Source organism: Marnyiella aurantia, assembly GCF_014041915.1.
GTDB classification, from domain to species: domain Bacteria; phylum Bacteroidota; class Bacteroidia; order Flavobacteriales; family Weeksellaceae; genus Marnyiella; species Marnyiella aurantia.
The window spans coordinates 319841-343852 of the sequence record NZ_CP059472.1; the positions used below are offsets into that span (position 1 = coordinate 319841).

Sequence of the window (24012 nt, forward strand, 5' to 3'; positions counted from 1 at the left end):
CGCAGCAAGTAACATAATGACAATTATAGGCACAGGCCAGCCGCAATAACGTTGCCCTTCTCTCCGCTTCGCTGCGTTACGTTACGTGCAAACCAGCACCATAGTGCCTATAATTGGAAATTATGTAAAATGCTTTCCTTTCCTTCGGGCAAGCCCTCAGGAGCCACCGCCTTCCGGCTCCCCGCTACACAAAGTGTTCTCACTTCGTGCCCGATTGAAGTGATGTCCGCGGGACGAAGTGGTCTTGTACCTGTACATTTGTCCCTTTTGCGGTCAGTCTAAAGTACGGATTAAACGCCTTAAAAAAATGTCTTTAGCACTCCCAGTAACAGAACCAGCTGAGCGAACTTAAATTTGGCGCAGGCATGGCAGATTTTGAACATTCACACACGGTACAGGCAATCAGTATGACGACGGCCAACATCGTAGAGTTGGATATTTTGGCCAAATCCTCCAATTCCCAAATGGTACCCTATACCGATCACAGATTACATGACCGGAACTGTACCTGCACTAACCTCCAGGCCCTTGACACGTTTCTGCCCACCAAAGGCAGCTGCTGCCCGTGATGTCATCAGTTCAGCCTGAGGTTGAATCTCTGGGACTTTATGACTAATGTTAAGTGTGCTCCTGCTGGCATTTGTAAGATTCCATTGCCGTGCAGCCATTAGACAAGAAGAATATAATTTTCTGCGGGTGATTATGTCTGCTTAGAAAGGCTAATCACAAAATAAATCCTGAGAGGCCTCAGGATTGTTATTATTTTAGAAGTTTCTCAAGTCGCTCCATCATCTCATCCTTCTCCTTCAGCATCCTTTCGTACAACGCAATCTTTTCCTCGTGCAACTCAACTAATTTATCGATTGGATTGATAGTGGCATCTTTTATATATAAAGAATGCATTACCGAATTATCATTGTTATTAATTGTATTTGCAATAATATTAATCGCAGCTTGCTCATCAAAATTCTGAAAAGCCTCCACCGGGATTTTCAGCACTTCCGATATTTTCTTTAATAACGGATCTTCGATCACATCCTTTTGTTCGAGCAGAGATATTTTGTTCTGGTTCCAGTCCTCACCCAGGTCGAAGGCCAACGCCTCCTGCTTAATGCCCAGCATTTCTCTGAATCTTTTTACGTTGCGTCCCTGATGTATTTTCTGTTCCATGACTATAGTTTTCTGAGCCTAAAGATAAGGTTATTACCTTTAAAGTCTAAATTCAAATTGAAAAATCATCCGGGAATTATACTATTCTGACGTATAATTTATCCCTTCTTCGGATAAATGATCCTGCGGCACTTTATACATCGTATTCATAATAATTGGAGTCATGGAAAACGAAAAAGAATAAACCTAAACTCTAAATTTTGGGGAACCACCGGTCTGACAGCCCCTTTCACCCACTGCTCTTGCAGATCCCTTGCCCGCTTTTAAATCGAAATTTGCAGGATAGTCGTTGCTCCGGTCTGATTAATCTCACCATGGAATTACGAATCTGTATTATCCTCGCATCGAAACGGTGGTAAAGATTTTCTCTAACGGCGGATAGTACAGCATCTAATCAATCTTTAAATTGTTGCCGTGCACGCCAGGGGATATTTTATTCCGCCACTAACTTGAATACCTGCACGCACCCTCTCAAATTTGTTTACTAATCTTAAAACAAATGATGATGGAAAAATCAGCTCACTCAAATTTTGCAGGACTCCATGATGAAGTCCTGATTAACCGGTTAAAGCAGGCGGCCCGCGACGGTTGTTTATTAGCGGTTTACCGGGTTCCTCATGGTATACCGGGCAGCGAACGCCTGCTTTTAATTACAGAGACAGAAGCCGCCGCCGACGCACTGCGCACTGCCAAATGGGTGCTGAAGACGGCCGACCATTCGCCTGTCAGTATCAGCAGCCTCCACCGTGCTGAACGGTTTTTTGAAGTTGGAAATCCTTTTGCATACTGCTACTACCGACCTTCGTTCCTTGTTTGGTGTCAGGAGAGGTTCGCGGGGCTCTTCAGCAATTACGCCGGCGGCAAAGCTTTCAAGAAGAAATTCTCTTCCTTTAAGGAATCCTATTATGACGACCGCGATATGCTTCTCTCGGAAGCTGGGCGGTTTTATAACCTCAATTCACCCATCAGTACCTACCTGACTTATATTACGATCTTTGAACATGACCTGCGGTATCTGGAAAAGCTGTATGCGGGTGATTTCTATCCGGATGAAAGCCTGCACACCAGAATAACCATCCTGATTCCTTATATACCGGAGCTGCAGAAACTCTTTGTCCGCCAAAACGGAACCAACTACTATCTGATCAACAAGCTGCAAGCTGCAATCGAAGTAGCGCACAATGACGAAACCTACATCAACACTGCCCTATATGAGTCCATTAAAATTGTAGAGCGGCAACTGTATAACCGGGTAGCCGCCCGGTATATAGAACTCAAATCTGCCGTTCGGAAAGAACCCGGACCGACAGCGGTGATTTCCCCAGCCCGGGAAGAACAGCTGGACGATCCGCAGCTTATCATCGTGAGGGACATCCTGATAAAAATAGCGGCACCCGAAGAAGTCTTTCTATTTCACAAAGCGGAAACCTTTCAGATAAATGCCCACGTTCCCGCCACCGTTTATTATCTTTTTGTCATAGGGCAGCGCATAGGAAACACGAGCATTCAAAGTATACAGCAGGCGGTGGCGGCACGTACTCAGAATAATGTTTCTGTGGTTATTCTGGCGCACCGTCGCATCACCGTTCAGGAAAACCTTTGTTTTCCATCAGCAGTTTATACAGCAGATCATGTCGCCTGCCAACAGGATTTTTTCCTCATCGGACATGCTTCCTGAACTTCACTGGGAAGTTCCTTATGAAGCTACTTATGGTGATCTGAGCTGTATCACAGGGGAGTTAAACAACACCTTGCACAGTACTTCCACCTGCGGTCACATATGCAGGGTGATAACAGTGAAGGCCTGTTTCACCTTTTCGCACAGGGTTATCTGCGGCTGCTTAGGCTCATTACCTACAGTTCACTCTATGCCTACCTGCCCAAATGGACCTCCGCTTGGGATACCTGGCAACTCTGTCTCTTTGCAGTCCCCTCTCTGAACGAGCTGGAATATTTGTTTGGCAGGATCGGCCAGGATTTCCACAAACATATTGACTCCCATTTGCGGTACTCTGACCTGGTGGGTAGGCTAAGCTCACAAGAACTTACGGTGATGGATGAGATTCTGACCCGCCTTTCGGAAAAACTGGCCAGCATTATTAAAGTAAAAAACCTTGAATAAGACTGAAACTGCTGCGGCTGTTGTCTTCTGTTTTGAAACTGAAAGTTAGAATCTTAATCCGGACTAACGGCTGATTAACTCAATGAAGTCCTCTGTTAAAAAGGAGTTCTTTTTAAGTTTTTCCATAATGGCAGGTTCATTATTAGATAATTCAAGTATCTTTCCGGTATCTACAATTGGAACAATCATTCTGTGAGCCATATTACCTTTTAGTGGGTACGGATTCTTTTTATCAACTAAAAGTATTTTATAAGAATTACCTTTAGTATCCTTCCATGTGCTTTTGGGTTTTATGTTTAATGCCGCGCCAAGTAAACCTCCTCCATACGGGTTATTATACCCGATTGCTTTGCTCTCTTTCGTTTCATCCAGCAATACGACCATATACCTGTCATTGATGAAGTCGAATTTAGCGAAAACATTGTTCCTGTAAATAACACCTGCGTTCATCATATTAAAATATAAATTTTTGCCGTCTGATAATGCCCAGGCAGATGCTGCAGCTTTTGCTTTCTTATTATTGTCAATGTATCTGTAATCTGAAAATTGTATGTATTGATCACTGATTTCTTTTATTTCGCCGGCAATGCCTGGCTGCATTGCATTACCGGTTAAATAATCCTCATACAAAGCATAAAACTGAAACTCTTTATTATTGGTTTGTGCAGGGAAAACCTGAACTGTACAGATGAATAGTAACGCAAATAAATGCTTCATAATTTTTTTATTGAGCCCCTGCTTATGATTTCAGTCTGCAGGGGGTATTATTATAAGTCCTTGTAAATATAAGGTATGTACTGCGCTTAAGCTCATTTTTGGCCCGCAATTTCAATTTACTTCATAAGTTTTTCTGTATTTTTTTTGTTTTGTCCCATGGATACGACAGAACTGCTTTTATCAGGGGTCACAAATGCTGTTTACTAAAATTCTGTTTTTGTAAAAGAGGATTGTTATTTGCTCCCCACAGCAGCAATCGTCTTCCTTGATCAAAAGCAAATATATACAAAATCCACTTTGGTCATAATCTGGGGTTGGTTCGGACTAATGTTTTGTATATGTAAGAATAGTATCCAAAGGCAAATTTCACTGAAAGCGTTTCATTGACCGCCCATGCCTTCCGGACGATCTGCCTGTCGACTTTTACATTTTAAAGAAATTGTCGGTGCAGCGTAAACGGGAGGGACATAGGTTTGCCGGAATTATCTTTTGTTATCTTTTAATTAGAGTGGTTATAATCCTTACAAATAACTGTACTTATTAATATGATTCTAAGATTACTGCCCCCTGCAAAAAACCATCGCCAGAAATCATAACAAGATCCGTAAATCCTTTTCTGCTTCTGAACTGTCTTTTAACAATTACTTCGCGCTCTGCAATCCCGTCCGGATACGAGTGAGAATGCTTTCTGAAAACACCTTTGTTAAAATTGATCTGAACTTCCAGCAGTTCCATGGGTCTGTGGCTTACCTCCGAAACCTCAATCCTTATTTGCGTGCCCTTCCGCTTTGCGCTAAGTAACTTCGGAAATGCAGCGTGTTTTTTATGGAAATGAAAACCGGCCAACAGCGCCTGTCCGTCTATTGTATCCAGTCCGCCGGCTACCGTCCTTTCACCCGGCGCGCATGGGTCAAAACTCCGCAGCTGCAGCATCAGCCTGTTTACCCGCTGGTACAGATACCGGTCATTGAGTTTCAGAAGCTCTTCCGCCACAGCCTGCCTCAGGACTTTTCCAGCTGCTGAAGCCCGGCCGAATTCAGTATTGTAAAGAACCCTTTCCTCTTCCCCTTTGGTCTTTGCACCTTTCCTTTTTCCCGCGGCTTTCCTTACTACCTGCTTTCCGTTTAGCACATAATAAACGTACCCGCCCACCTTTCCGCTAATTTTAAACAGGGTATGAAACTTTCCCATAGCTAAGACGTATTAATACAAAACAGCATAAATTTACAGAAAGTATTGACTTAAATGCCAAATATTTACTACATTTAATCCTGCTGCAGATTTTAATGGACCGATATATTCTCTCCTTCGGAAATTTGCATGTTTTAACTCATTAATTTCTCTCCAGCCCCTTTCCCTAAAGACTTCCCACACCTTGCACCGTAGTTGCAGCATACATACCAGCCGGATACTTCACTGATAACCCGTATCCTCCCCGGGTATACATGGGTCTTACGTCTATAGTACGCCTGCCGACAACAATAGGAATCAACCATCAGACATTCCGCGTCCGCATCCGCACATTAACCTCCACCTATGGGGCGTGTCAAAGTTTTAAACCTTGACACGGCTCTCAAAACCCACATTGAGATTGCCCAAATAGCTCGCGCAGTCGCAATTGGAACGATGGCATTGTAAAGTTGCGCGGAGATTAAGCCAACCTACGGGGTTATTCGATTATAGCGTACCTACGGCACGCCAAAACATCCTGATCTCAACCGCTACACAGATAATGTTCCTATGGAACATACACCCGCATAATTAAGGATGATATGATCAACCGTTGTGGTCTTGTTTTTCTTTTTACTCAAACTAACCGTATCTTGGTTTAAAACTTGACACGGTTCTCAGAACCACGCTGCGCGAAGTGTTCTCAGAAGCACGCTGCGCGAAGTGTCCTCACTTCGTGCCGGTGAACTTCAAATAGCAGCCTCTTAATCCCGGAGCACCGACACCTCTACAACGCTATTTGGGTAGCTGAACGCAATTGAAGCCCGCATAGTTGAAGAAAAAAATGTGACGTGATTATCCTTAATTTGTTCACTCACGGGTTAAACCCTCTCACGTTTCCTCAACACCAATTTTGGATTTGCCGCGTCCCTACCTTCGTCCGCTCCCTGACAGGACTGCCCCGGTATTTGAGAAGAATAATTTCACCCCTTCGGGGTTTCAATGCTGGAACGATACTTAAATCTATAATTATTACACCCCTTCGGGGTTATTCTAACCTTCGAACCTCTAACCTCTAACTTCTATACTGTGGTTAGATGAGCGAGAACAAAGAACTAAGAGTAAAGACTTTAAAACGAAAAATGAACCAACGAACGATGCCAGATTTACTCCGCGCCCTTTGCGAAGCCTCCGTGCCTCTGTGGTTAGATTATACGCAAGGATAAAAAGTAACGAACGGTTCCAGATTGACTCTGCGCCCTCTGTAAAGCCTCTGTACCTCTGTGGTTAGATTAGACGCAAGGATAAAGAACCAACGAACGGTTCCAGATTTACTCTGTGTCCTCTGTGAAGCCTCTGTGCCTCTGTGGTTAGATTAGACGCAAGGATAAAGAAGTAACGAACGGTTCCAGATTTACTCTGTGTTCCCTGTGAAGCCTCTGTGCCCTCTGTGGTTAGATTCAGATTGCTTACCGCAAATAAACTTCTTACCATTGTACGCCTTCTCGATTTTGCAGCTTTACGCCTCCCCGCTACACTTCTCTACTTTCCAGATACTTCTGCCACTGCCAGGTCGTTCTCAGAGCTTCTTCCAGCGGAGTATCGGCCTTCCAGCCAAGTTCCCGCTCTGCTTTGTTGGCATTGGCATAGGCGATTGTGATGTCGCCCGCTCGGCGGTCACAGATCTGGTAGGGAACTTCTACACCATTGGCACGTTCATAGGCCTGCACGACTTCCAGAACTGAGGATCCTTTACCGGTGCCCAGATTGTATATGTCGATGACCTTCTCCTCACCCGATGAGATAAGTTTTTGAAGCGCCTGAACATGGGCCTTAGCCAAATCGACTACATAGATATAATCACGGACGGCGGTCCCGTCTTCGGTGGGATAATCGTTTCCCCAGATATTCAGTTTCTCACGGATTCCCGAGGCCGTTTGGGTCACGTAAGGCACAAGGTTATTTGGTATACCCAAAGGAAGTTCACCCAGTTTTGCAGAGGGATGGGCACCAATCGGATTGAAATAACGCAGAAGGGATACTTTTCGGTGGTGAGCCTCAGCAAAATCTTTAAGGATCTCCTCGCCCATCTGTTTGGTCTTGCCATAAGATGATTCGGGCGTTTTCATCGGGGTGCTTTCGTCAATAGGCTGAACATCGGCCTGACCGTACACGGTACACGACGAACTGAAAATGAAATTCGAGATATTCCGGACTTTAAATTCCTGCAGGATATTGATAAGCGTAAAAAGATTGTTCTCGTAATAGTCCAGCGGTTTTTCCTGGCTCTCGCCTACCGCTTTATAGGCAGCGAAATTGATGCAGCCGTCTATCTGGTGGGCATCGAAAACCTGATTGAGCAATTCTTTTCTCTTGAGGTCAAAGGGATAGAAAATGGGTTTCTTTCCGGTGATCTCCTCAATATTGTTCAGTATAAACCTTTCAGAATTGGAAAGATCATCTACGATCACGACCTCAAAATTGCTGTTCAGAAGTTCCACTACAGTATGCGAACCGATATAGCCAAGGCCGCCCGTTACAAGAATTGTCATAAAAATTGTGCTTTGGGCAAATATACAAAAAGAAGTGCCCCGAAAAATTCAGGACACTTCTCCAAAAATAAAAAAATTGAAAAAAAATTACTCACCCAAAAGGGTTATCTATCTGATTGGTTAGGACAAATGTATCATCTGGAATTATTTCATCCAATACGTATAGTTACGTAATTTTTTTTATTTCTTAATATCAACACAGTTAAATCCATTTATTCTTATAGGCCAGATTGATGATCTGGCTCCGCGAGTTAAGATGCAGTTTTTTGTAGATATTGTTTACATGGGTCCGCACCGTATTAGGGCTTATAAACAGCCTTTCGGCAATCTGCACCGGCGAAAGTCCCTTTACGATTTCAGTCAGGATTTCGGTTTCCCTGTCGCTGAGCTGATAATCTTTGGGTGTCTGCACAGCCTGCTCCGGCTGCACACCGTCACTAAGCAGTTTCATGGCGCGCCGCGCGATGGCCGGACTCATAGGAATCCCGTCATGCTCCACTACATTGCGGATGGCCTCTATAATGTTCACTCCTTTGTCTTCTTTAAGGAGATAACCGCTGGCACCGGCTTTTATGGCTTCAAAAATCTTTTCGTTATCTTCAAAAATAGTGAGGACGATAAATTTGATTCCGGGATACCGGATCACGGCGCTCGAAATCGCTGCGATGCCGTCCAATACAGGCATCTCCAGATCCATTAAAACCACCTGCGGATAATCTGCCGCTGGAATCCGTTCCAGTTGCCCAAAGAAATCATCACCGTTCCTGGCTTCAAAATCCACTACAATATTGGTGTTTGTAATCTTTTCCCTTATAGTGTTACGGTTCAGTGCATTATCGTCTACAATTGCAACTTTTATCATATCTGTGTTTTATAGTGCTAATATACTGTTTGTACCGGTTCTGCTATTGTTCTTCAATAGTAATTTCGGTTCCTTCCGGTCCGGTCTTCATTTTAAGTTCAAATCCCATCTCATTGGCCCTGGCTTTCATATTGCTTATTCCGAATCCGTTCGACTTTTCATTATCACTGAATCCCTTACCGTTGTCACGCACGGTAAGACGGAGTTTATCGGTACTCTCAAAATGGATATCTACCCTATCAGCACCCGAGTGTTTTACAATATTGTGCAAAGCTTCCTGAACGATACGGAACACGCTGATGGATTTGGAAGATTCCATGCTGCGGTTTACAGCAATATTTTCGGTAATATTTAACTGAATGTCCGGCACGGTTTTAAAATAACGTGTGCTGTAGCTTAATAAACCCTCGTAGCAGTTCTCTACTGTGGTTTCACGCATCTTGAGCACCCAAATGGTCTGTCTCAGCAGACTCATAATCTGATAGGAGATTTCACGGATATCTTTTAGATCCCCAATACGGTCGCCATGCTTTTGCTCAAGATTTTCTATCCGCATAATCAGGCTGGTGGTATAGGCACCTATATTATCGTGCAGGTCGCGGCTTATACGGCGGCGCTCATCTTCAATCTCTTCATTTAATTTGGATTCATGCAGTTTGCTTTCGTATTTTGAACGGTAATACTGATAAACTACAAAACTACTCACGCCTACAAGGGTGAGAATCGCACTCAGGACAAACCACCAACTCCTGTAGAAAGGCGGCTGTACCCAGATCTGAATGTCAGCCGGATACATTTTCTCATAGCCATCCTGGTTTCTGCTCTTCACCTGAAGCAGGTGCCGGCCGGAACTCTGGTGCGTAATTTTCAGTAGATTACCGTCTGTGAACGGAAGCCAGTCTGCACCACCCAGCTTATAATACAGTTTAGAATAATCCAGAAAATCCTTATCCACCGTCCGGAAACTAAAAACAGTAAGCAGATTATCGTGTTGCAGCTCCACATGGTTTGAGGGGGTTATTACTTTTCCGTCTGCCTCAATATGCTTTAATACTGGTGTTTCAACTTTTCTGTTAGGTTCCATTTCACGCATTGCAAAAACAGAAAGTCTGTTCTTTGTAGCAATCAGCAGTTCATCTTTTTCGGGGATATAATGTGCATAGGTGATGTAAGGACTGTTACCGCCATAGCCGCTGAATGAACCAAATGGCCGCAGTTCTTCTTTCACCTTCTCCATAATCATCCTGTTGGTTACGATCCATAACCTTCCCTGTTTGCAGCGGAAGATACACTTTACCTGGTGGCCGGAGAAACCCTGCTCAGCACTTAGGCTCTGGAATTGTTTATTATTTAATCTGCCCGAAAGACCTGTTGGAGAACCTACCCACAAAGTATCCTTCTCGCTGAAGAGGTAGTTTATATTATTGGAGTTCAGGCCGTTTTCCCTGCTGTAACTTTTGACGGCCTGCAGATCACTGTTCAGTTCAGTATAGCCGGACTCATAAGATGTGGCAAAATAATTTCCTTTTTGCCCTTTGAATAAATTTTCAATATTGTTGAAAACCGGAAGCCGGATATTCCGGAATTCCTCACCTTCCTGAATGAACATTCCGTTTCCGTAGGAAGAGAATGCTGTTTTCCCGTCAGCGGTTTTGAATATCCTGGATATTCCGTCGGTAAAGGGTATGCTTTTTAAGAGCCTGATGTCCTTTTCACCTAATCTGTAAATGACCAATCCTTTAAATGTTCCTGCATACAGCAGGTCCTTATCAATAAACAGCGTCAGTGCGTCACGGCCCAGCGATAGCCTGGATTCAATTTTTCTGGAGTTTAGTACAAAAACACTTCCGCGGGACAGAACGTAATATTTATTATTGTGAAAGCCTATAGCTCTCACCTTTCCGTTCTCCAGAGGGTAGGCTTTTCGGTGCCCTTCGTTTCTTATAAAGGAAAATCCCCCGCCAAGCGAAGAGAAATAAAGGTGACCATCCGCTGTTCTGTGAAAGTCCGTAAGCATATGGCTTTCAAGTCCGTTTTTCTCACTTATAGTATCCAGAACATTTCCTTTGGCTGAGCGCACAATCCCGACACCAAATTTTGGGCTGTACTTAATACCGCTCTGCATCACGTGCGTTTTTTCATTTTTGAACCTGCCGGTAGCCACCAGGACTCTGCGGCCGTCTATCAGGCTGAAATACTGTTCCGCACCTTTGCCATCCGTTTGCTTTTGGGCAAAGATTTTAATTATTTCTGTTAAACGGTTTCTGTTAATCGCATAAATAAATGGCTCACTTTCACTTGCAAATACTGTAAAGTCCGGATGTACATCAGACCGGTATAATCCATAAGTCAAGCCTTTCCGGCCAAGGTTATGGTACCTGTGTGTAACCCGCGTTCTATTGGTATCGAAAAATACCAGATCTTTTCCTGCCGCACAAATGAACATCCCCGATTTCCCATCAGCCACAGCATGATGGATATAATTTCCTGGCAGGCCACTATTGTCGGCGTCGTAAGTCAGAAATTTGCCGTTGGAGTATTTAATTAATCCTTTGTCCGAACCTAACCAAAGAAAACCATTGTGATCCTGTGTAATATTGAAAATATAATTGGTTGGCAGCCCTTCATTTTCCGTAATATTTTCAATTACGGAAGCATATTGCGCATTGCCGGACTGCCAGCACAGAATAAACAGTATAAGCAGCGCGCCAAAGGATGGCTGCCATCTGGAATTCGGGTATTTATGGGTAACAATTGTACCACTTTGCATAGTTAAATTTAACAATTAAAGCTGAAAAACGGTACTGTTTGATGAAATATTTATAACATTTATGCCTCCGTAGCTGATAATTTCGTAAAGTTTCGCTGTTTGGTACAAGGCCTGCAGTTTTTCTACCTGTGTTATTGTAACATATATGTTTTGCCAACGCTTCCATCTGCCAATACATTACCTCAGATTAAGAACCTGGGCAAACACAGTTGCTAGTTCACCCAAATTTCATCGATGCCAACCAGAGGTTTTTTGGTAGGATGACTCATCCAATCCGGTAAATGTTCTAAGGTATCGAAGGACACTCTGATATACCTTATTTTTTGATCAACAGTGATATTCACCGGATGTATTGAAGCGCCCGGGCTTTCAGAAGCCGCAAAATTAAATGCCGGAAATTCCTTATAGAGCGAGCCGTCTGCAGAGACGGCCACCCGTACTGTTTTCGGCATGATAATCCAGTGCCTCTGGTCTTCCAGAAAAGTAGAAGAAATGGTTGAAACGGTAGTTTCTTTCAGCAAATCGATGGTTATCGTATTACCACCGTCGAAGAGCAACCAGTTTAAACTGAAATCACGCATTCCGTACATCCCATCGGTTAAAGTAGCTGCACCTTTTGCAGGATAGTCAGAAATCCAGGGTTTTTCAAAGCGGACCACAGCACCGGTCGCGATCGTGGACGGCAACTCTTTATTAACTGTTTCAGCCCATTCTTTTACATACCACTCAGGAGTTTGGCCGTTCTCAGAGAGTTCCCGGATACCATAGGCTTTCAGATTTTTTCCGAACATCCGAATTTTCTTCTTCAGACTTTCTCTTACCACCCATTCACCGGGTTTGCGTTCCGTATATATTCCGTGCGCTTCTTTGCCAAATAATTTCGCCTGCTGAAGAACGGTATAGTCCAATGAAAGACTTAATTTCCTGAGGCGCTTCCGGATAATTTCCGTACCGGCTGCTCTACCGGCGTCTTTCAGTATAAGATAGTATTCCTTTAGCTTTTCAGGTGCGAGATAGGAATTATGTTCACTAACCGGATTTCCGTAAATATCAAGATTGCGTCCGGACTGATCCAGGTTTGATTTTAAATGTAGAAGATAATCTTTTACAAAGGGAGCCGCCTTGCCGTAATAACCGCTCAAAAATTCGTCGGTTAATCGTTCTTCATTCAGTTGAGCATTCCAGAGTTTCCGTGCAAGAATATAAGTTTTCAGTTCACCCTGATCAACGTAGTTGCGGCCCCCCAACTGAGCAAATACACCCTGAACCTTTCTTTTACTGTAATAATCCAAATTCCCGCCTGAATTCAAAACATCGGGAAACGGTGCCAGGTAATTGGTGAACTGTGTATGATAGTCCCAAACAAACACATTAGGGGTTTTAGCCAGCCAGCCTTCAAGATTATTTCTGAAACCTGCCGCAGATTTTTCAGTAGCTACCGGACTATTTCGGAAAATTTCTATGCTGCTGAGCAGAATAATTACATTATTTTCGGGTTTGGTCTGAAGTGGTGGTTTTACCGTAGCACCATAAGCCAGTGTGGTGAACGTTCTTTCCGGATAACGGACCGCAATTTTATTTACAAACCGAATCAGGGAACCCTGCGGACCGCCCTCAATTGAGTTAACTGCGCTGCAGCGGTCGCATTCGCAATGACTGCCGTTATCGTTTGGGCTCACTGACCAGAATTTCTTATTTGGGTCATCCGCAAATAATACCTCAAGTTTCTGAAGGGTAAGTTCCAGTACTTTGGGGTTAGACAGGCAGAGCTGCTGTGAAGTCCTTTTTCCCTTTGATATAGCAAAATATTCGGGATTAGATCTAAAATTCTCGGCCGGAACCAGCACAGAAAAAGAATGACCCCATAAACCCCAGTAGTCATCCAGACTCTGAAGCTTATACCAGTCCATATATTCCTGATCTGTTTCCGCTGTTGAATATACCTCGCGGTACGGGAATGAAGCACTTTGGCTAACGGCTAACGGCAGGCTGATACGGAGATTACGGGTCTGCGGACATTCCGCTGGTTCGTTCGGTGCCCACTTCCGGCAGTTCAGATAGTTTTCAATGAAATGATAAACCGCAAACAGTATACTTCGGTGGCCATCTCCCGCCAAAATTATATGTTTGCCCTTATCCGAAACAGTAAATGAATCGCTTGATAAAGCTTGAGGCACATAAGCTGTCCTGCCAATACTGATGGCAGGCCTGTCTCCCGCATCTTTGGAAGCCGGAAGTGCCGCGCCGGTAACTTTCCTGAAATAATGCTGCAGAATTTCAGCGGCTTTCTTTTCATTTTCGGTAGCTTCTGAAGGTACAAGTAGTACGTAATCCGATTTTCCCCCTTTCACAACGTCCAGTGAGGATTTCTGTGCTGCTGAATCGCCCGGCATCAGAAACAGGAATATAAGAACATAAAAGATTTTCATTTAATTTGCTAAGGCGCAAAAGTAACATTATAAACCGTACCGGGCGCGAATATCGTTATGGTATACCAAAGGGACTTTATTAACCTAAAAGTTCAATATATTTGTTCCGCAAAACATCTTCATGAATTCAGATCATATTTCCTTTATTTCTTCTCCTGCAAAAACAGTCGCCGCAGCTGCTTTCTGCCTGTTACCTTTAAGCACATTTGCACAGCAGGAGGTCAGTTCGGACGGACTGTTCACGCAGGCACGCACAACCGCATTTGAAAATAAAGATTATCCGAAAGCTATTGCGCTTGCTGAGCAGGCACTGGAAAAATCGCCCGACTATACAGATATCGCTGTTTTTCTGGGCCGACTGTATACATGGAATGACAACCCGGCCGATGCGCGCAAAGTGTTTACCGATCTGGATAAAAAACAGGTAACAGATGCCGATTTCTACCTGGCTTATGCCTCTTTGGAATACTGGAATGATGACAACACTAAGGCCCTGGAGATTCTGGACAAGGGAACCACTCAAAATCCGGATTCGGAGGCTTTATGGCTTCTGAAAGCAAAGGTTCAAAACAGCTCGGATCAACATCTTGAGGCTGAAGAAGCTGCCAACAGAGTTCTGCAGATTAACCCTGAAAATACCGAGGCCCGGGAATTACTGGTGAGGCTTAACGAGATTACCTCCAAAAACGCTGTCGGAATTACATACAGCTATACACACTTCGACAAACAGTTCGCCCAGGACTGGCACACCGTGGGAATAAGTTACAAGCGCGTAACACCAATAGGATCGGTGATACTGAAAGGAAATATTGCCAACAAATTTGGCGAAACAGGTACGCAGGCAGAACTTGAAGCCTATCCAAAGCTTTCAGATATGTTCTATCTCTATTTGGGGGCAGGATACTCCAGTGATGTCGGGATCTTCCCCAAATACAGAACAGGCGTGTCATTAAACGCCAATCTCCCAAAAAGTTTTGAGGCTGAATTAGGTTACCGCCAGCTTTATTTTTCCGATAATATCTGGCTTTACACGGCCGCGGTGGGTAAATATTATAAGAATTTCTGGTTCAACCTGAGAACGTATATCACACCGGGCGACAATAATATTTCTCACTCCTACACCGGTACTGTACGTTACTATACCAAAGGTGCAGCCGATTATATCTCTTTTCAGGCAGGAACAGGAATCAGTCCGGTCGATAACCGCAGTAACCTGCTGGAAAACGAAAGCTATAAACTGAAAACCTATAAAATTGGCGCAGAATATAATTTTTCGGTTAAAACAACGAACCTGTTTTCCTTAGGCGCTATGTATTTCAATCAGGAGTACAGACCCAATACACGCGGGAATCAGGTAGATGTCACTTTGGCTTATACGAAACGGTTTTAGATTTTTACTGCTGAATATTCTTTACTATCTGATTGTTTAACGGCTTCGGAAGAAATTCACCACTGTGCTGTCCGGTATCAGTTTGTTTGATGAGGTGAAGCTGTTGTTCATCCCCCGGAAATTATTAAAGTAACTCAGTACTTTTTTACGCTCTTTTAGATCAGATACAGGGTCCTCCTGCATATCTGTAAGGCGAAAGACCTGCTTGTCCTGCAGGTGGTAGTTTGCGAAAACGAAATTCTGGAGCTGGTCTTTGCTTTTCATGATCGGTATGCCACTTCCCGCCTTGTTTGCGGAGCCTTTCAGACCGTCACCAATCCAGGCTACGGTTTTAGGCGTGCTCAGATTATAATTATTCCGGTAATAAGCCAGAAGCGTGGGTGCCACATCAAAATGACTGACCATAGAGTTAAAGCGTTTCGGCTGTTTAACCATATCTGAATAGATAACCAACGGCACCCGGAACCGGTCAATCTTGGACTGGAGGATAACCTCCGGCATACTGTGGTCGCCTGTTATCACAAAGATGGTATTGGCAAAATCTGCACGTTTTCTGTAGTTCGCAAACAACTCTCTCAGGGCATCATCTGCATTCAGCATTGCCGTTAACTGCTTTTTATGCTCTGCCGCCAAGTCGCGCTGCTGCTTATTAAGTTTAGGTGATTTCAGGGCAGCATTGAATTTTTTCCCGTAGTAACCTGCACTGTTAATGAGGAAAGGACTGTGAGTAGACAGGGTGAAAACCGTGTTGAAATAGGGTCGGTTCTGCACAGGCTGAGTATCAAGCATTTTGCTGAAAACCGCCTGATCTTCATAGCCCCAACTCTCACCATTTTTAGACGGTAATTTGGAGTAGCCTTTTGAAAATGAAGTCTGGTCAATAAGATTGTCAGCGCCGCTGAACTTAACAAAACGGTCCATTTTATCAAACTGACCTTGCCCACCATAGTAAAAGCCCGTAGTAAAACCGTTCTTTTTCAGGACATTGAAAAGATTGAAGTGAGGCGGAGTTTTATCAATTTCGAGAAATCCGCTTTGACCAAACGGGAGTGATCCCGTAAGCGTTGGCAGTGCCCCGAAAGTTCGTCCGGAAGAGCTCAGCGCCTGATCCCAAACCAGACCTTTGCCCGAAAGCGAATCCAGGAAAGGTGCGAAGTTACCAATATAACCGTCATGTGAGGTGTAAGCATGACCGAAGCCCTCCATAACGATAAGTACGAGATTAGGAGTCTTATCTGATTTGGTAAGGAGCGGTCCCAGGAAGTCAGGTGTATCCTCTTTTTTCCAGAAAGGGTAATCTTTGTCCAGCATTTCTGCATGAGGATTAAACTTTCCCGACTGACCCAAAAGACCCGCGATTTCCGGACGGTTAAGGTAATTATTACTGTTGGAGCTGAAAAAATTTTCCCATTTGCTTTTTGCGGCCATCTGCCCGAATTCATTAAACTCCGAAGTCATACCCAGCGGCCGCGGTATAAAAAAGGACAGAATTCCCAATGACAGGATTGTTATCCCGGCCACTGGCGTTTTAAAAGAAGTTCTGCCGGCAAAGTAAAAGGGTATAATAGCTGTAACAGCCAGAATCAGCATAATCAGCATGTTCTTTAAACTCAGCATGCCGCCTGATTCCAGTGTCTGCATTATTTCCGCTTTGGTATAGAACTGAATATCGGCGCCCAGCATACTCCCTGATTCCGAGAAATAGATGAAGAGCACAAATTGGAATATGATCATGGCACTGAAAAGAATAAGGGCGAAATTCCTGGCCCAACCTGCTTTCACAAAATTCAGCAGCAGATACCCAACTCCCAAACCTAACAGTATCCGGAAAGCAAAAAGCAAATTGTCCAGCAGCAGCGGAAGAGCGATGAGTTCTGTTTTAAAAGTATCGAACGCATAATGGTACCAGACCCATTCGGCTCCAACTGTAAGTAAAAAGAAAATAATAAATACTGACGAAACTGCTCCCCAGGACTGAAGTCCGAATTTGAGGATGGCAAGCATTCTTTTACCCCAGGGCAAATTCTTAACCTCCTGGTTAAAACCCTGCCTGGTCATCTCGCCCCAGGAATGTGACTTCTTGAAATAATCTACGAACCCTTTCACACCGGCCTTAACTACGATGGGATGGAAATAAAAGGGCTCCAGGAGTGCTGTGCTTATCAGGGACAGGAAATCTTTGCGTTTGGTATAGACCTGTCGGCTTACCAGATCTACCAGAATGGCGTAAAAAGAATACAAAAATCCTGCAGAAATGACCAGCGCACAAAGGACCAGAAAGAATGACCAGTTAATAATTCCGAGAATTAAAAAAAGGATAAAGAAGAAGTATCCTGCAAATTCAATAAGAGGTCCCAGAAATTCAAAAGTGAACCAGTAAGGTAAACTTACCGTGCCCAGTTTTCCGTACTTTGGGTTAAACATCATCTTCCGGTGTTTCCATAGGGTCTCCATAGTACCACGCATCCAGCGGTTACGCTGCTTTACAAGAATTTCTTTGGATTCAGGAGCTTCCGTCCAGCAAAGCGGGTCCGGAATGGTAATCACTTCGTAAGCTTCATTGCGTTCTTCCATGTATTGGCGCATGCGGACCACCAATTCCATATCCTCACCTACCGTATTCTTATCATAACCACCGCAGGCCAACACAATTTTCCTGTCGAAGACACCGAAAGCACCCGAAATGAGAATTAATCCCGAGGCGCGCGACCAGGCCATCCGGCCCAGTACAAATGCGCGGATGTATTCCAGAACCTGAGTCCTGCCCAACAAAGTGCGGGGCAAATTTACTTCGACAACTTTACCGTTCTCAATCCGGCAGTTATTGGCCAGACGGATCACACCTCCGCATGCAATGAGTTTTTTATCCGTTTGTTGCAGGAAAGGTTTAGCAAGTTTCAGTATAGCATCCTGCTCCAGAATACAGTCTACATCAATACAGACAAGATAGTCGCCACCGGAAATGTTTACACCCACATTCAGTGCATCTGCCTTACCACCATTTGCTTTGTCAACTACAATAAGTTTCTTGAAAGCGGGGTTTTTACTTTTATAAACACCGCGAACTTCAGCTGTTGGAATATCTCCCTGTATGAAAAAGGATATGCATTCCAGTTCATAGGCTTCAATCAGTTTCTGAATGGAATCATCCTTACTTCCGTCATTAACAATGATAATCTCCAGATTATGGTAAAACAGTGAAAGCAGTGAACGTACATTTTCCACAATTGTCATCCCTTCATTGTATGCCGGTGCAATGAGGCTGAATATAGGCGCGTTCGGGTTGGAGGCAATGATGCTGTAGTCTGTAAAGGTATTTTCGCGTTTATACTGAAGAATTGCTCCCAGCGCATAGATACCCATCCAACTGTACACCAGCAGTACACCAGTCGCGTAAAGCAGGAAAAACCATATTACAGCTTCATATACAATGTGGGAAAACTCTGTCATATCTTTTCCTGTAAGGCGTGCTTTATAATTGAACTCAGCTCAGCTGAAATATCTGCTTGGGAACTCATACTGATAAGCTGTTCGGTCATTCCTAAATCGCACAGTCCCTGTGCAGCCAGAATTTTTACACCTGCGGAAGCACTACTAAGCAATTTTTCTGTATAAAACTCAGCAGCGCGTCGGTCTCCCATTTTGATCACAGCTTTCATAATTTCTATCCGAACCGGTTCGGGCTGCAGGTCGTAGGAGGTCTCAAGATGCCGCAGGGTATCGCTGTTTTCCAACGCCTGCAGGCTCTGTACTGACTGATTGCGGACTTCTGTTTCCCTATGACTTAATAACTGTAACACATCGGTATACATGTTGAGTAACTGATATTTACGGATCAGACGAAGAACAAAAATGATAACTGACGAATTTTCGCTTTGCAGCCATTGGCGAATTTTACTGTCGGCATCCTGCGGAACGGCTGGAATTGAATTAAGCAACCGCAGTTGCTGCCATTCTGAAAGTATTCCCTGCGCATCGTTCAGAAACGTCAAACCATCAAAACCTTCAAATCGTACAACAGAATACTGTGCCTCCTGATACACCTGAGGCGATTCATGCTGAAGAAGCTGTGAAATTGCAGGAAGCGCTTTTTCCACTTTCATGGCAGTTAATTCCTGAATTCCGCCCGCAATCATATAAGGCCGCTTCTTCTTTAGTTTGCATAAACTTTCTTTTTCAAGACCGTACACCTCAAAAAGGGATCGGATTACATGACCTGCACCACCGGAAAACTTTTTTTCTGCACTCACCAGTTTTTCAAGAAAAACCCGCCGAAAACCGGATTTATGCGTGGCGTCTGATATTTTGGAATGCCTGGCTACATCACCACTATTCACGATGGCATCGGCAATTTCGGAATCAATGGCTGCGGTCCAGGACTGAATGCTAACCTGCCTCCTGTATTGAAGTAAACCATAAACAAGAACTGCCAAAATTAAAAGAAAAACCACGCCAAGAAGTATGATAAAAGCTATTACAAGAAAATGCAGGGAAATACTGAGCAACATATCAGGATCCTGTTATCCGCTTAACCCGCAGCATTAATTCACTTGGACTGAAAGGCTTAACGATAAAATCGGCCGCGCCAAGATCAAAAGCATTCAGAATGACATCTTCCTGTCCCATGCTCGAAAGCATAATTACAGGAACTTTTTTTCCTGCAGATTTTATAGCCGAAAGAATTTCCACACCCGAAGCGAAGGGCATCATGATATCAGTGATAACCAGATCTACATCCGTAGACAGAATTGTATCAATAGCTTCTTTACCGTTTCGGGTCAGAATAACCTCATATCCTTCCTTCATCAGTTTATGTTCGATTGTTTTCAAAATCAGTTCATCATCTTCAGCAATTAAAATCGGCATATTCTCTTTTTATTTTATTAATCTTTTTATAGTTTCCAGGCCAGACATGATGCCGGAACGGATTTCGGTCTCTAAAGTGGCATAGTCTGGATTGCGCTCTACGGTATTTTCCCATCGTGCGGCAATCTCTGCCAGGCTGAAAAGTCCGGCAGTACCTGCAGTTCCCTTTAACTTATGCAGAACTTTTTTAATTTCTTCAACACTTCCTTTTTGGCAGGCTTCTGCGAGAGCAGTTCCTGAGGCTTCGGTTTCCTGAACCACCAAATTAAGAAACATATTCCGGAAATCTTCATCCTCGCCCATCTGCTCTTCCAGATGCTTCATATCCAGATGAAGTTCAGCAGTGACTGTTGCGTTATCCTCATCAGATTTCCCGTAAATGTGAGTTTTGAGGGCTTCCAGAAGTTCGCCCTGGCGCAGCGGTTTTGTAAGGAAATCATCCATGCCGGCAGCCAGACACTTTTCCTTTTCACCCAATACATTGCCTGCGGTAACACCAATGATTACGGGCTTCTGGTCCGGCAATAGGCGAATCATCTTCGTGGATTCAATACCATCCATCACAGGCATCTGAACATCCATAAGAATCAGGTCAAATATTTGGTCACGGCAATAATCCAGTGCCTGTTTCCCATCAGTAGCCTCAATAAATGTGGCCTCAGGAACCAGGGACTGCATCATCCGGTTGTTAAGAACCATATTTACAGGATTGTCATCAACCAACAGAACCTTCAGACCGGTCAATAGGGCATCATTTGTTTCGGGCTGAGGAGCAGCGGTGTGTTCATCTGAATGTCTTACAGCCTGTTTCAGCGTATTGTACAGGTCTTTTGATTTGATAGGTTTCAGAAGACAGAAGCTGTTCTCATTCTGTCGGAAAGAGTTGATGACTTCATGCTCTTCGGATGAAGTATGGAGAACGACCAGCGGAGAAACCTCGGACTGTTCCTTAAACAGCTCACGGATTTTCGTAATCGTCTCCAGTCCGGAAATGACCGGCATATGATAATCCATTAAAATAATATCAAAACGGTCACCTGCCATCAGGATTTGCAGCGCTTCCATTCCATTTGCGGCCAATCGGGAATCAATACCTTTATAGGCCAGCATATGCTGCAGGATAATCCTGTTATTCTCGTTGTCATCCACAATGAGCACGCTTTTAATACCAAGTTCAGCGATATCCTCATCCTCCTCGGCGTTGCCCTCTTCATAAGGTACTTCTATATCAAAATAAAACTCCGAACCTTCTCCTAAAGTACTTTTTAATGAAAGCGATGTTCCCATGTACTTTAATATATTGTTTGAAATGGTAAGCCCTAAGCCCGTACCGCCATACTTTTTACTTACAGAACTGTCTTCCTGTGTAAAAGCATCAAAAATTCGCTGCTGCTTATCATCAGGAATTCCAATGCCCGTATCGCGCACCGCAAATCGTAGGGTAATGTGATCTGATTCAATATGCAATTTCTGCACTTTCAGCTCAATTTCACCTTTGGAAGTGAATTTAACCGCATTTCCCAGAAGATTAATAAGTATCTGACGAATCCGGGATTCATCCATTAGCAGTATTTCCGGAATTCCGGGCTCAATATTGAGGAGAAGTTCCAGATCTTTCTTCTGTGACTGGAAAAGAATAACATTCATTACCTGACCCACCATGTCGTACACATGAGTGCGCTCAATCATCAGTTCTAACTTACCTGATTCGATTTTAGAAAAATCGAGAATGTCATTGATGATTGAAAGAAGGCTTTCGCCGGATTCATTTATGTAGTTGAGGTACTGAGTCTGCATCTCGTTAAGCGGAGTTCTAAGCAATAGATCTGAAAATCCGATTACCCCATTAAGAGGTGTACGGATCTCGTGGCTCATATTAGCCAGGAATTCAGATTTTGCTTTACTTGCAATTACTGCAGCTTCCTTAGCTGTCCTCAGCTCTCTTGTAGTTCTTTCCCTTTCGGTAACATTCTGCACTGTTACAATAACGCCTCCTATTACCTCATTGGCCAGGTACCATGGTCCTACCTCCAGACTGTAATTTTGCGGTTCGCTTTTGTTTGACACTGGTACTACCAGATTTTCGTTTTTATACGATTTACCAGACAGTGCGTCCATATATATTTTCACACGCTGTGCAGGTATATTAGGTGAAACTTCAAATATATTCCGGCCTGTAATAGCCTCTACGTCCATGGAGAACTCCTCGGTCCAGCAACGGCTTACAGAAAGATATTTAAGTTCCTGGTCAAACATGGCCACAGCAACCGGAACGTCACTGATGAACGACTGCAGCATAGCCTCCTTCTTTTCCAGTTCCAAATAAGTCCTTTTGGCATCGTCAATATCCTGAATAATTCCGAAAACCTTGCGGCATACACCGTTCTCAAATTCGGGGATACCAATAGACCGTACCCAGATGCGCTTGCCATCTGGCAGGATCATTTCCAGCTCTTCATCATAAGGTTCTCCCATTCCGATGGCACGGTTGAAAAGATCAGTCACCTTTTCCCTGCTTTCTTCGGTATAAAACCCAAGCGCCGAATTAAGGTCCGGTTGGTAACCAGGTGCCATCATGTGAATTTCACGGGTGGTATCGGACCAATACGTTTTCTGTGTAATCAGATTTACTTCCCAGCCACCTACCCTTGCGGCAGCACTGGTCTGCTCCAGGATCTTCTTGGTGTAGACCAGGTCTTTTTCAAGTGCCATTTTGTCGGTAACGTTCAGAGCGGTGCTCAGCACATAAGGTTCACCCACCTCATTCATCTCTACCATGTTATGGTACATCCAGACAAATTCCTGACCGTCCCGTGAATGCAACACCATATAGCCGGAATCTTCACCATTCTGTGTAATTCTCTGCAGGTATTCATTAAGTTCAAACCAACGGCTCTGAGGTACAAGGTCACGCAGGTTTAGTTCTCTGGCTTCTTCTGAGGTATACTGGAGCATTTCCCGTCCTTTTTCGTTCACGGCCAGTATATTGCCTTCCACATCATGCATACTCATTAAACCGATGGCATTTTCAAAGAAGCTGCGAAACCTTTTTTCAGACCTTTGCAACCGCTGTCTATCCTCCACCAGCTGCGTTATATTCCGGCCAAAGCAAAATATTTCAGTGCCGCTTTGATTACGCTTGAAAAACCAGTCAATCACTAAGGTTTCACCTATGCCGGAAGCAATACGGCTGACAAAGGAGTACTCGCCGTTACTGTCCAGCTGCTGCTCATTCAGTGCCAATTCTTCACTGTTTTCATTTAAGATCTCAAGAAAATTTATTCCTGAGACCTCGTCTTTAAATTCATAGGTATCTCTAAATGCAGAATTGACTTTTTTGACCCTAAAATTATTATCCAAAACACAGATAAGGTTATTAGTGACGGAAAATAACTGCTCAAAATATTCGGCATTTGCCAGCCTGCGTTTGGTCATTAGCTGTCTTGCAACTGCTTCCCCTATTTTTTCCAGTGCTGCAACCTGTTGTGAAGTTAGCGTGCGCGGGTTAAAATCAATTACGCAAAGTGTCCCGAGTACAAGACCCTCATCATCCAAAAGAGGAATACCCGCATAAAACCTAATACCTCCAGCCAGGATAAGTTCATTGGAAGACGTACGTTCGTCCCGCAGTGTGTCCTTGATAACAAGTGTTTTACCGCTTTCAACAGTATACTGACAAACCGTATCCCCCCGGTCCACCCGCTCAAAGTCCAGACCAATGCAACTCTGTACCGTTTGCGCATCGCGCTCCATCACCCCGATCAGAGCAACAGGACAGTCCGTAATAAGGCTGGCGGCTTCAGAAAAAACATCAAGATCCTGATCTTCGGCCAAATTTACCAGATCGTAATAGGCCAGTTTATTCAACCTTGCCTCTTCATTTGCTGGAAGGGGAAATTGCTTCATATATAAATTGTGAGGTATGGATGGCTAAGCCGTAATAGTCAGGCGTACCTGTGGCTGG

15 protein-coding genes are annotated in these 24012 nt (G+C 44.0%); 4 read left to right on the plus strand and 11 right to left on the minus strand.

Translation table 11 applies throughout. The features are described from left to right. Positions 1–365: 365 nt before the first annotated feature. The gene (locus H1R16_RS01455; RefSeq protein WP_181886009.1) at positions 366–569 is read left to right on the plus strand and encodes a hypothetical protein; all 204 of its coding nucleotides are present in this window, start codon (positions 366–368) and stop codon (positions 567–569) included. Between the two features lie 190 nt (positions 570–759). Here the strand turns inward: H1R16_RS01455 and H1R16_RS01460 are convergent, their stop codons facing one another. Then, positions 760–1170, minus strand: a complete 411-nt coding sequence (locus H1R16_RS01460) for a helix-turn-helix domain-containing protein (RefSeq protein WP_181886008.1) — start codon at positions 1168–1170, stop codon at positions 760–762. A gap of 499 nt (positions 1171–1669) precedes the next feature. Between H1R16_RS01460 and H1R16_RS01465 the strand changes: the two genes are divergently transcribed. Further along, entirely contained in the window at positions 1670–2848 is a 1179-nt protein-coding gene (locus H1R16_RS01465; protein WP_181886007.1) for a hypothetical protein, read from the plus strand. 102 nt (positions 2849–2950) lie between these two features. Continuing rightward, complete coding sequence (locus tag H1R16_RS01470) at positions 2951–3292, plus strand: hypothetical protein (RefSeq protein ID WP_181886006.1); 342 nt, start codon at positions 2951–2953, stop codon at positions 3290–3292. 63 nt (positions 3293–3355) lie between these two features. Here the strand turns inward: H1R16_RS01470 and H1R16_RS01475 are convergent, their stop codons facing one another. From H1R16_RS01475 to H1R16_RS01500, 6 genes are all read right to left on the minus strand, one after another. After that, complete coding sequence (locus tag H1R16_RS01475; RefSeq protein WP_181886005.1) at positions 3356–4009, minus strand: hypothetical protein; 654 nt, start codon at positions 4007–4009, stop codon at positions 3356–3358. A gap of 540 nt (positions 4010–4549) precedes the next feature. Then, positions 4550–5200 carry a hypothetical protein gene (locus H1R16_RS01480; RefSeq protein ID WP_181886004.1) on the minus strand — a complete coding sequence of 217 codons (651 nt, stop codon included), beginning with the start codon at positions 5198–5200 and terminating at the stop codon, positions 4550–4552. 1511 nt (positions 5201–6711) lie between these two features. After that, a complete protein-coding gene (gene galE, locus H1R16_RS01485; RefSeq protein WP_181886003.1) occupies positions 6712–7731 on the minus strand; it encodes a UDP-glucose 4-epimerase GalE in 1020 nt (339 codons plus the stop codon). A gap of 202 nt (positions 7732–7933) precedes the next feature. Beyond that, entirely contained in the window at positions 7934–8593 is a 660-nt protein-coding gene (locus H1R16_RS01490) for a response regulator transcription factor (protein ID WP_181886002.1), read from the minus strand. A gap of 43 nt (positions 8594–8636) precedes the next feature. Then, the gene (locus tag H1R16_RS01495; RefSeq protein ID WP_181886001.1) at positions 8637–11363 is read right to left on the minus strand and encodes a sensor histidine kinase; all 2727 of its coding nucleotides are present in this window, start codon (positions 11361–11363) and stop codon (positions 8637–8639) included. A gap of 212 nt (positions 11364–11575) precedes the next feature. Then, a complete protein-coding gene (locus H1R16_RS01500) occupies positions 11576–13792 on the minus strand; it encodes a DUF4838 domain-containing protein (protein WP_181886000.1) in 2217 nt (738 codons plus the stop codon). Positions 13793–13913: 121 nt separating this feature from the next. Here H1R16_RS01500 and H1R16_RS01505 point away from each other — a divergent pair, with 121 nt between their 5' ends. Further along, positions 13914–15182, plus strand: a complete 1269-nt coding sequence (locus H1R16_RS01505) for a YaiO family outer membrane beta-barrel protein (RefSeq protein ID WP_181885999.1) — start codon at positions 13914–13916, stop codon at positions 15180–15182. A 36-nt stretch (positions 15183–15218) separates the two neighbouring features. Here H1R16_RS01505 and H1R16_RS01510 read toward each other — a convergent pair whose 3' ends face one another. From H1R16_RS01510 to H1R16_RS01525, 4 genes are read right to left on the minus strand one after another with little or no spacing between them, the layout of a single operon-like run. Further along, on the minus strand, positions 15219–18632 hold the full coding sequence (locus H1R16_RS01510) for a sulfatase-like hydrolase/transferase (RefSeq protein WP_181885998.1): 3414 nt from the start codon (positions 18630–18632) through the stop codon (positions 15219–15221). Next, a complete protein-coding gene (locus H1R16_RS01515; protein ID WP_182035772.1) occupies positions 18629–19690 on the minus strand; it encodes a HEAT repeat domain-containing protein in 1062 nt (353 codons plus the stop codon). Before H1R16_RS01515 ends, H1R16_RS01510 begins: the two co-directional genes overlap by 4 nt. Position 19691: 1 nt before the next feature. Then, on the minus strand, positions 19692–20048 hold the full coding sequence (locus H1R16_RS01520; protein ID WP_181885996.1) for a response regulator transcription factor: 357 nt from the start codon (positions 20046–20048) through the stop codon (positions 19692–19694). 9 nt (positions 20049–20057) lie between these two features. Next, positions 20058–23954, minus strand: a complete 3897-nt coding sequence (locus tag H1R16_RS01525) for a response regulator (protein WP_181885995.1) — start codon at positions 23952–23954, stop codon at positions 20058–20060. Positions 23955–24012: the final 58 nt, after the last annotated feature.

Coding starts and splice junctions, on each gene's coding strand:
- H1R16_RS01455 (WP_181886009.1), top strand. CDS start 366: ATGGCAGATTTTGAACATTCACACACGGTACAGGCAATCAGTATGACG.
- H1R16_RS01460 (WP_181886008.1), bottom strand. CDS start 1,170: ATGGAACAGAAAATACATCAGGGACGCAACGTAAAAAGATTCAGAGAA.
- H1R16_RS01465 (WP_181886007.1), top strand. CDS start 1,670: ATGATGATGGAAAAATCAGCTCACTCAAATTTTGCAGGACTCCATGAT.
- H1R16_RS01470 (WP_181886006.1), top strand. CDS start 2,951: ATGCAGGGTGATAACAGTGAAGGCCTGTTTCACCTTTTCGCACAGGGT.
- H1R16_RS01475 (WP_181886005.1), bottom strand. CDS start 4,009: ATGAAGCATTTATTTGCGTTACTATTCATCTGTACAGTTCAGGTTTTC.
- H1R16_RS01480 (WP_181886004.1), bottom strand. CDS start 5,200: ATGGGAAAGTTTCATACCCTGTTTAAAATTAGCGGAAAGGTGGGCGGG.
- galE (WP_181886003.1), bottom strand. CDS start 7,731: ATGACAATTCTTGTAACGGGCGGCCTTGGCTATATCGGTTCGCATACT.
- H1R16_RS01490 (WP_181886002.1), bottom strand. CDS start 8,593: ATGATAAAAGTTGCAATTGTAGACGATAATGCACTGAACCGTAACACT.
- H1R16_RS01495 (WP_181886001.1), bottom strand. CDS start 11,363: ATGCAAAGTGGTACAATTGTTACCCATAAATACCCGAATTCCAGATGG.
- H1R16_RS01500 (WP_181886000.1), bottom strand. CDS start 13,792: ATGAAAATCTTTTATGTTCTTATATTCCTGTTTCTGATGCCGGGCGAT.
- H1R16_RS01505 (WP_181885999.1), top strand. CDS start 13,914: ATGAATTCAGATCATATTTCCTTTATTTCTTCTCCTGCAAAAACAGTC.
- H1R16_RS01510 (WP_181885998.1), bottom strand. CDS start 18,632: ATGACAGAGTTTTCCCACATTGTATATGAAGCTGTAATATGGTTTTTC.
- H1R16_RS01515 (WP_182035772.1), bottom strand. CDS start 19,690: ATGTTGCTCAGTATTTCCCTGCATTTTCTTGTAATAGCTTTTATCATA.
- H1R16_RS01520 (WP_181885996.1), bottom strand. CDS start 20,048: ATGCCGATTTTAATTGCTGAAGATGATGAACTGATTTTGAAAACAATC.
- H1R16_RS01525 (WP_181885995.1), bottom strand. CDS start 23,954: ATGAAGCAATTTCCCCTTCCAGCAAATGAAGAGGCAAGGTTGAATAAA.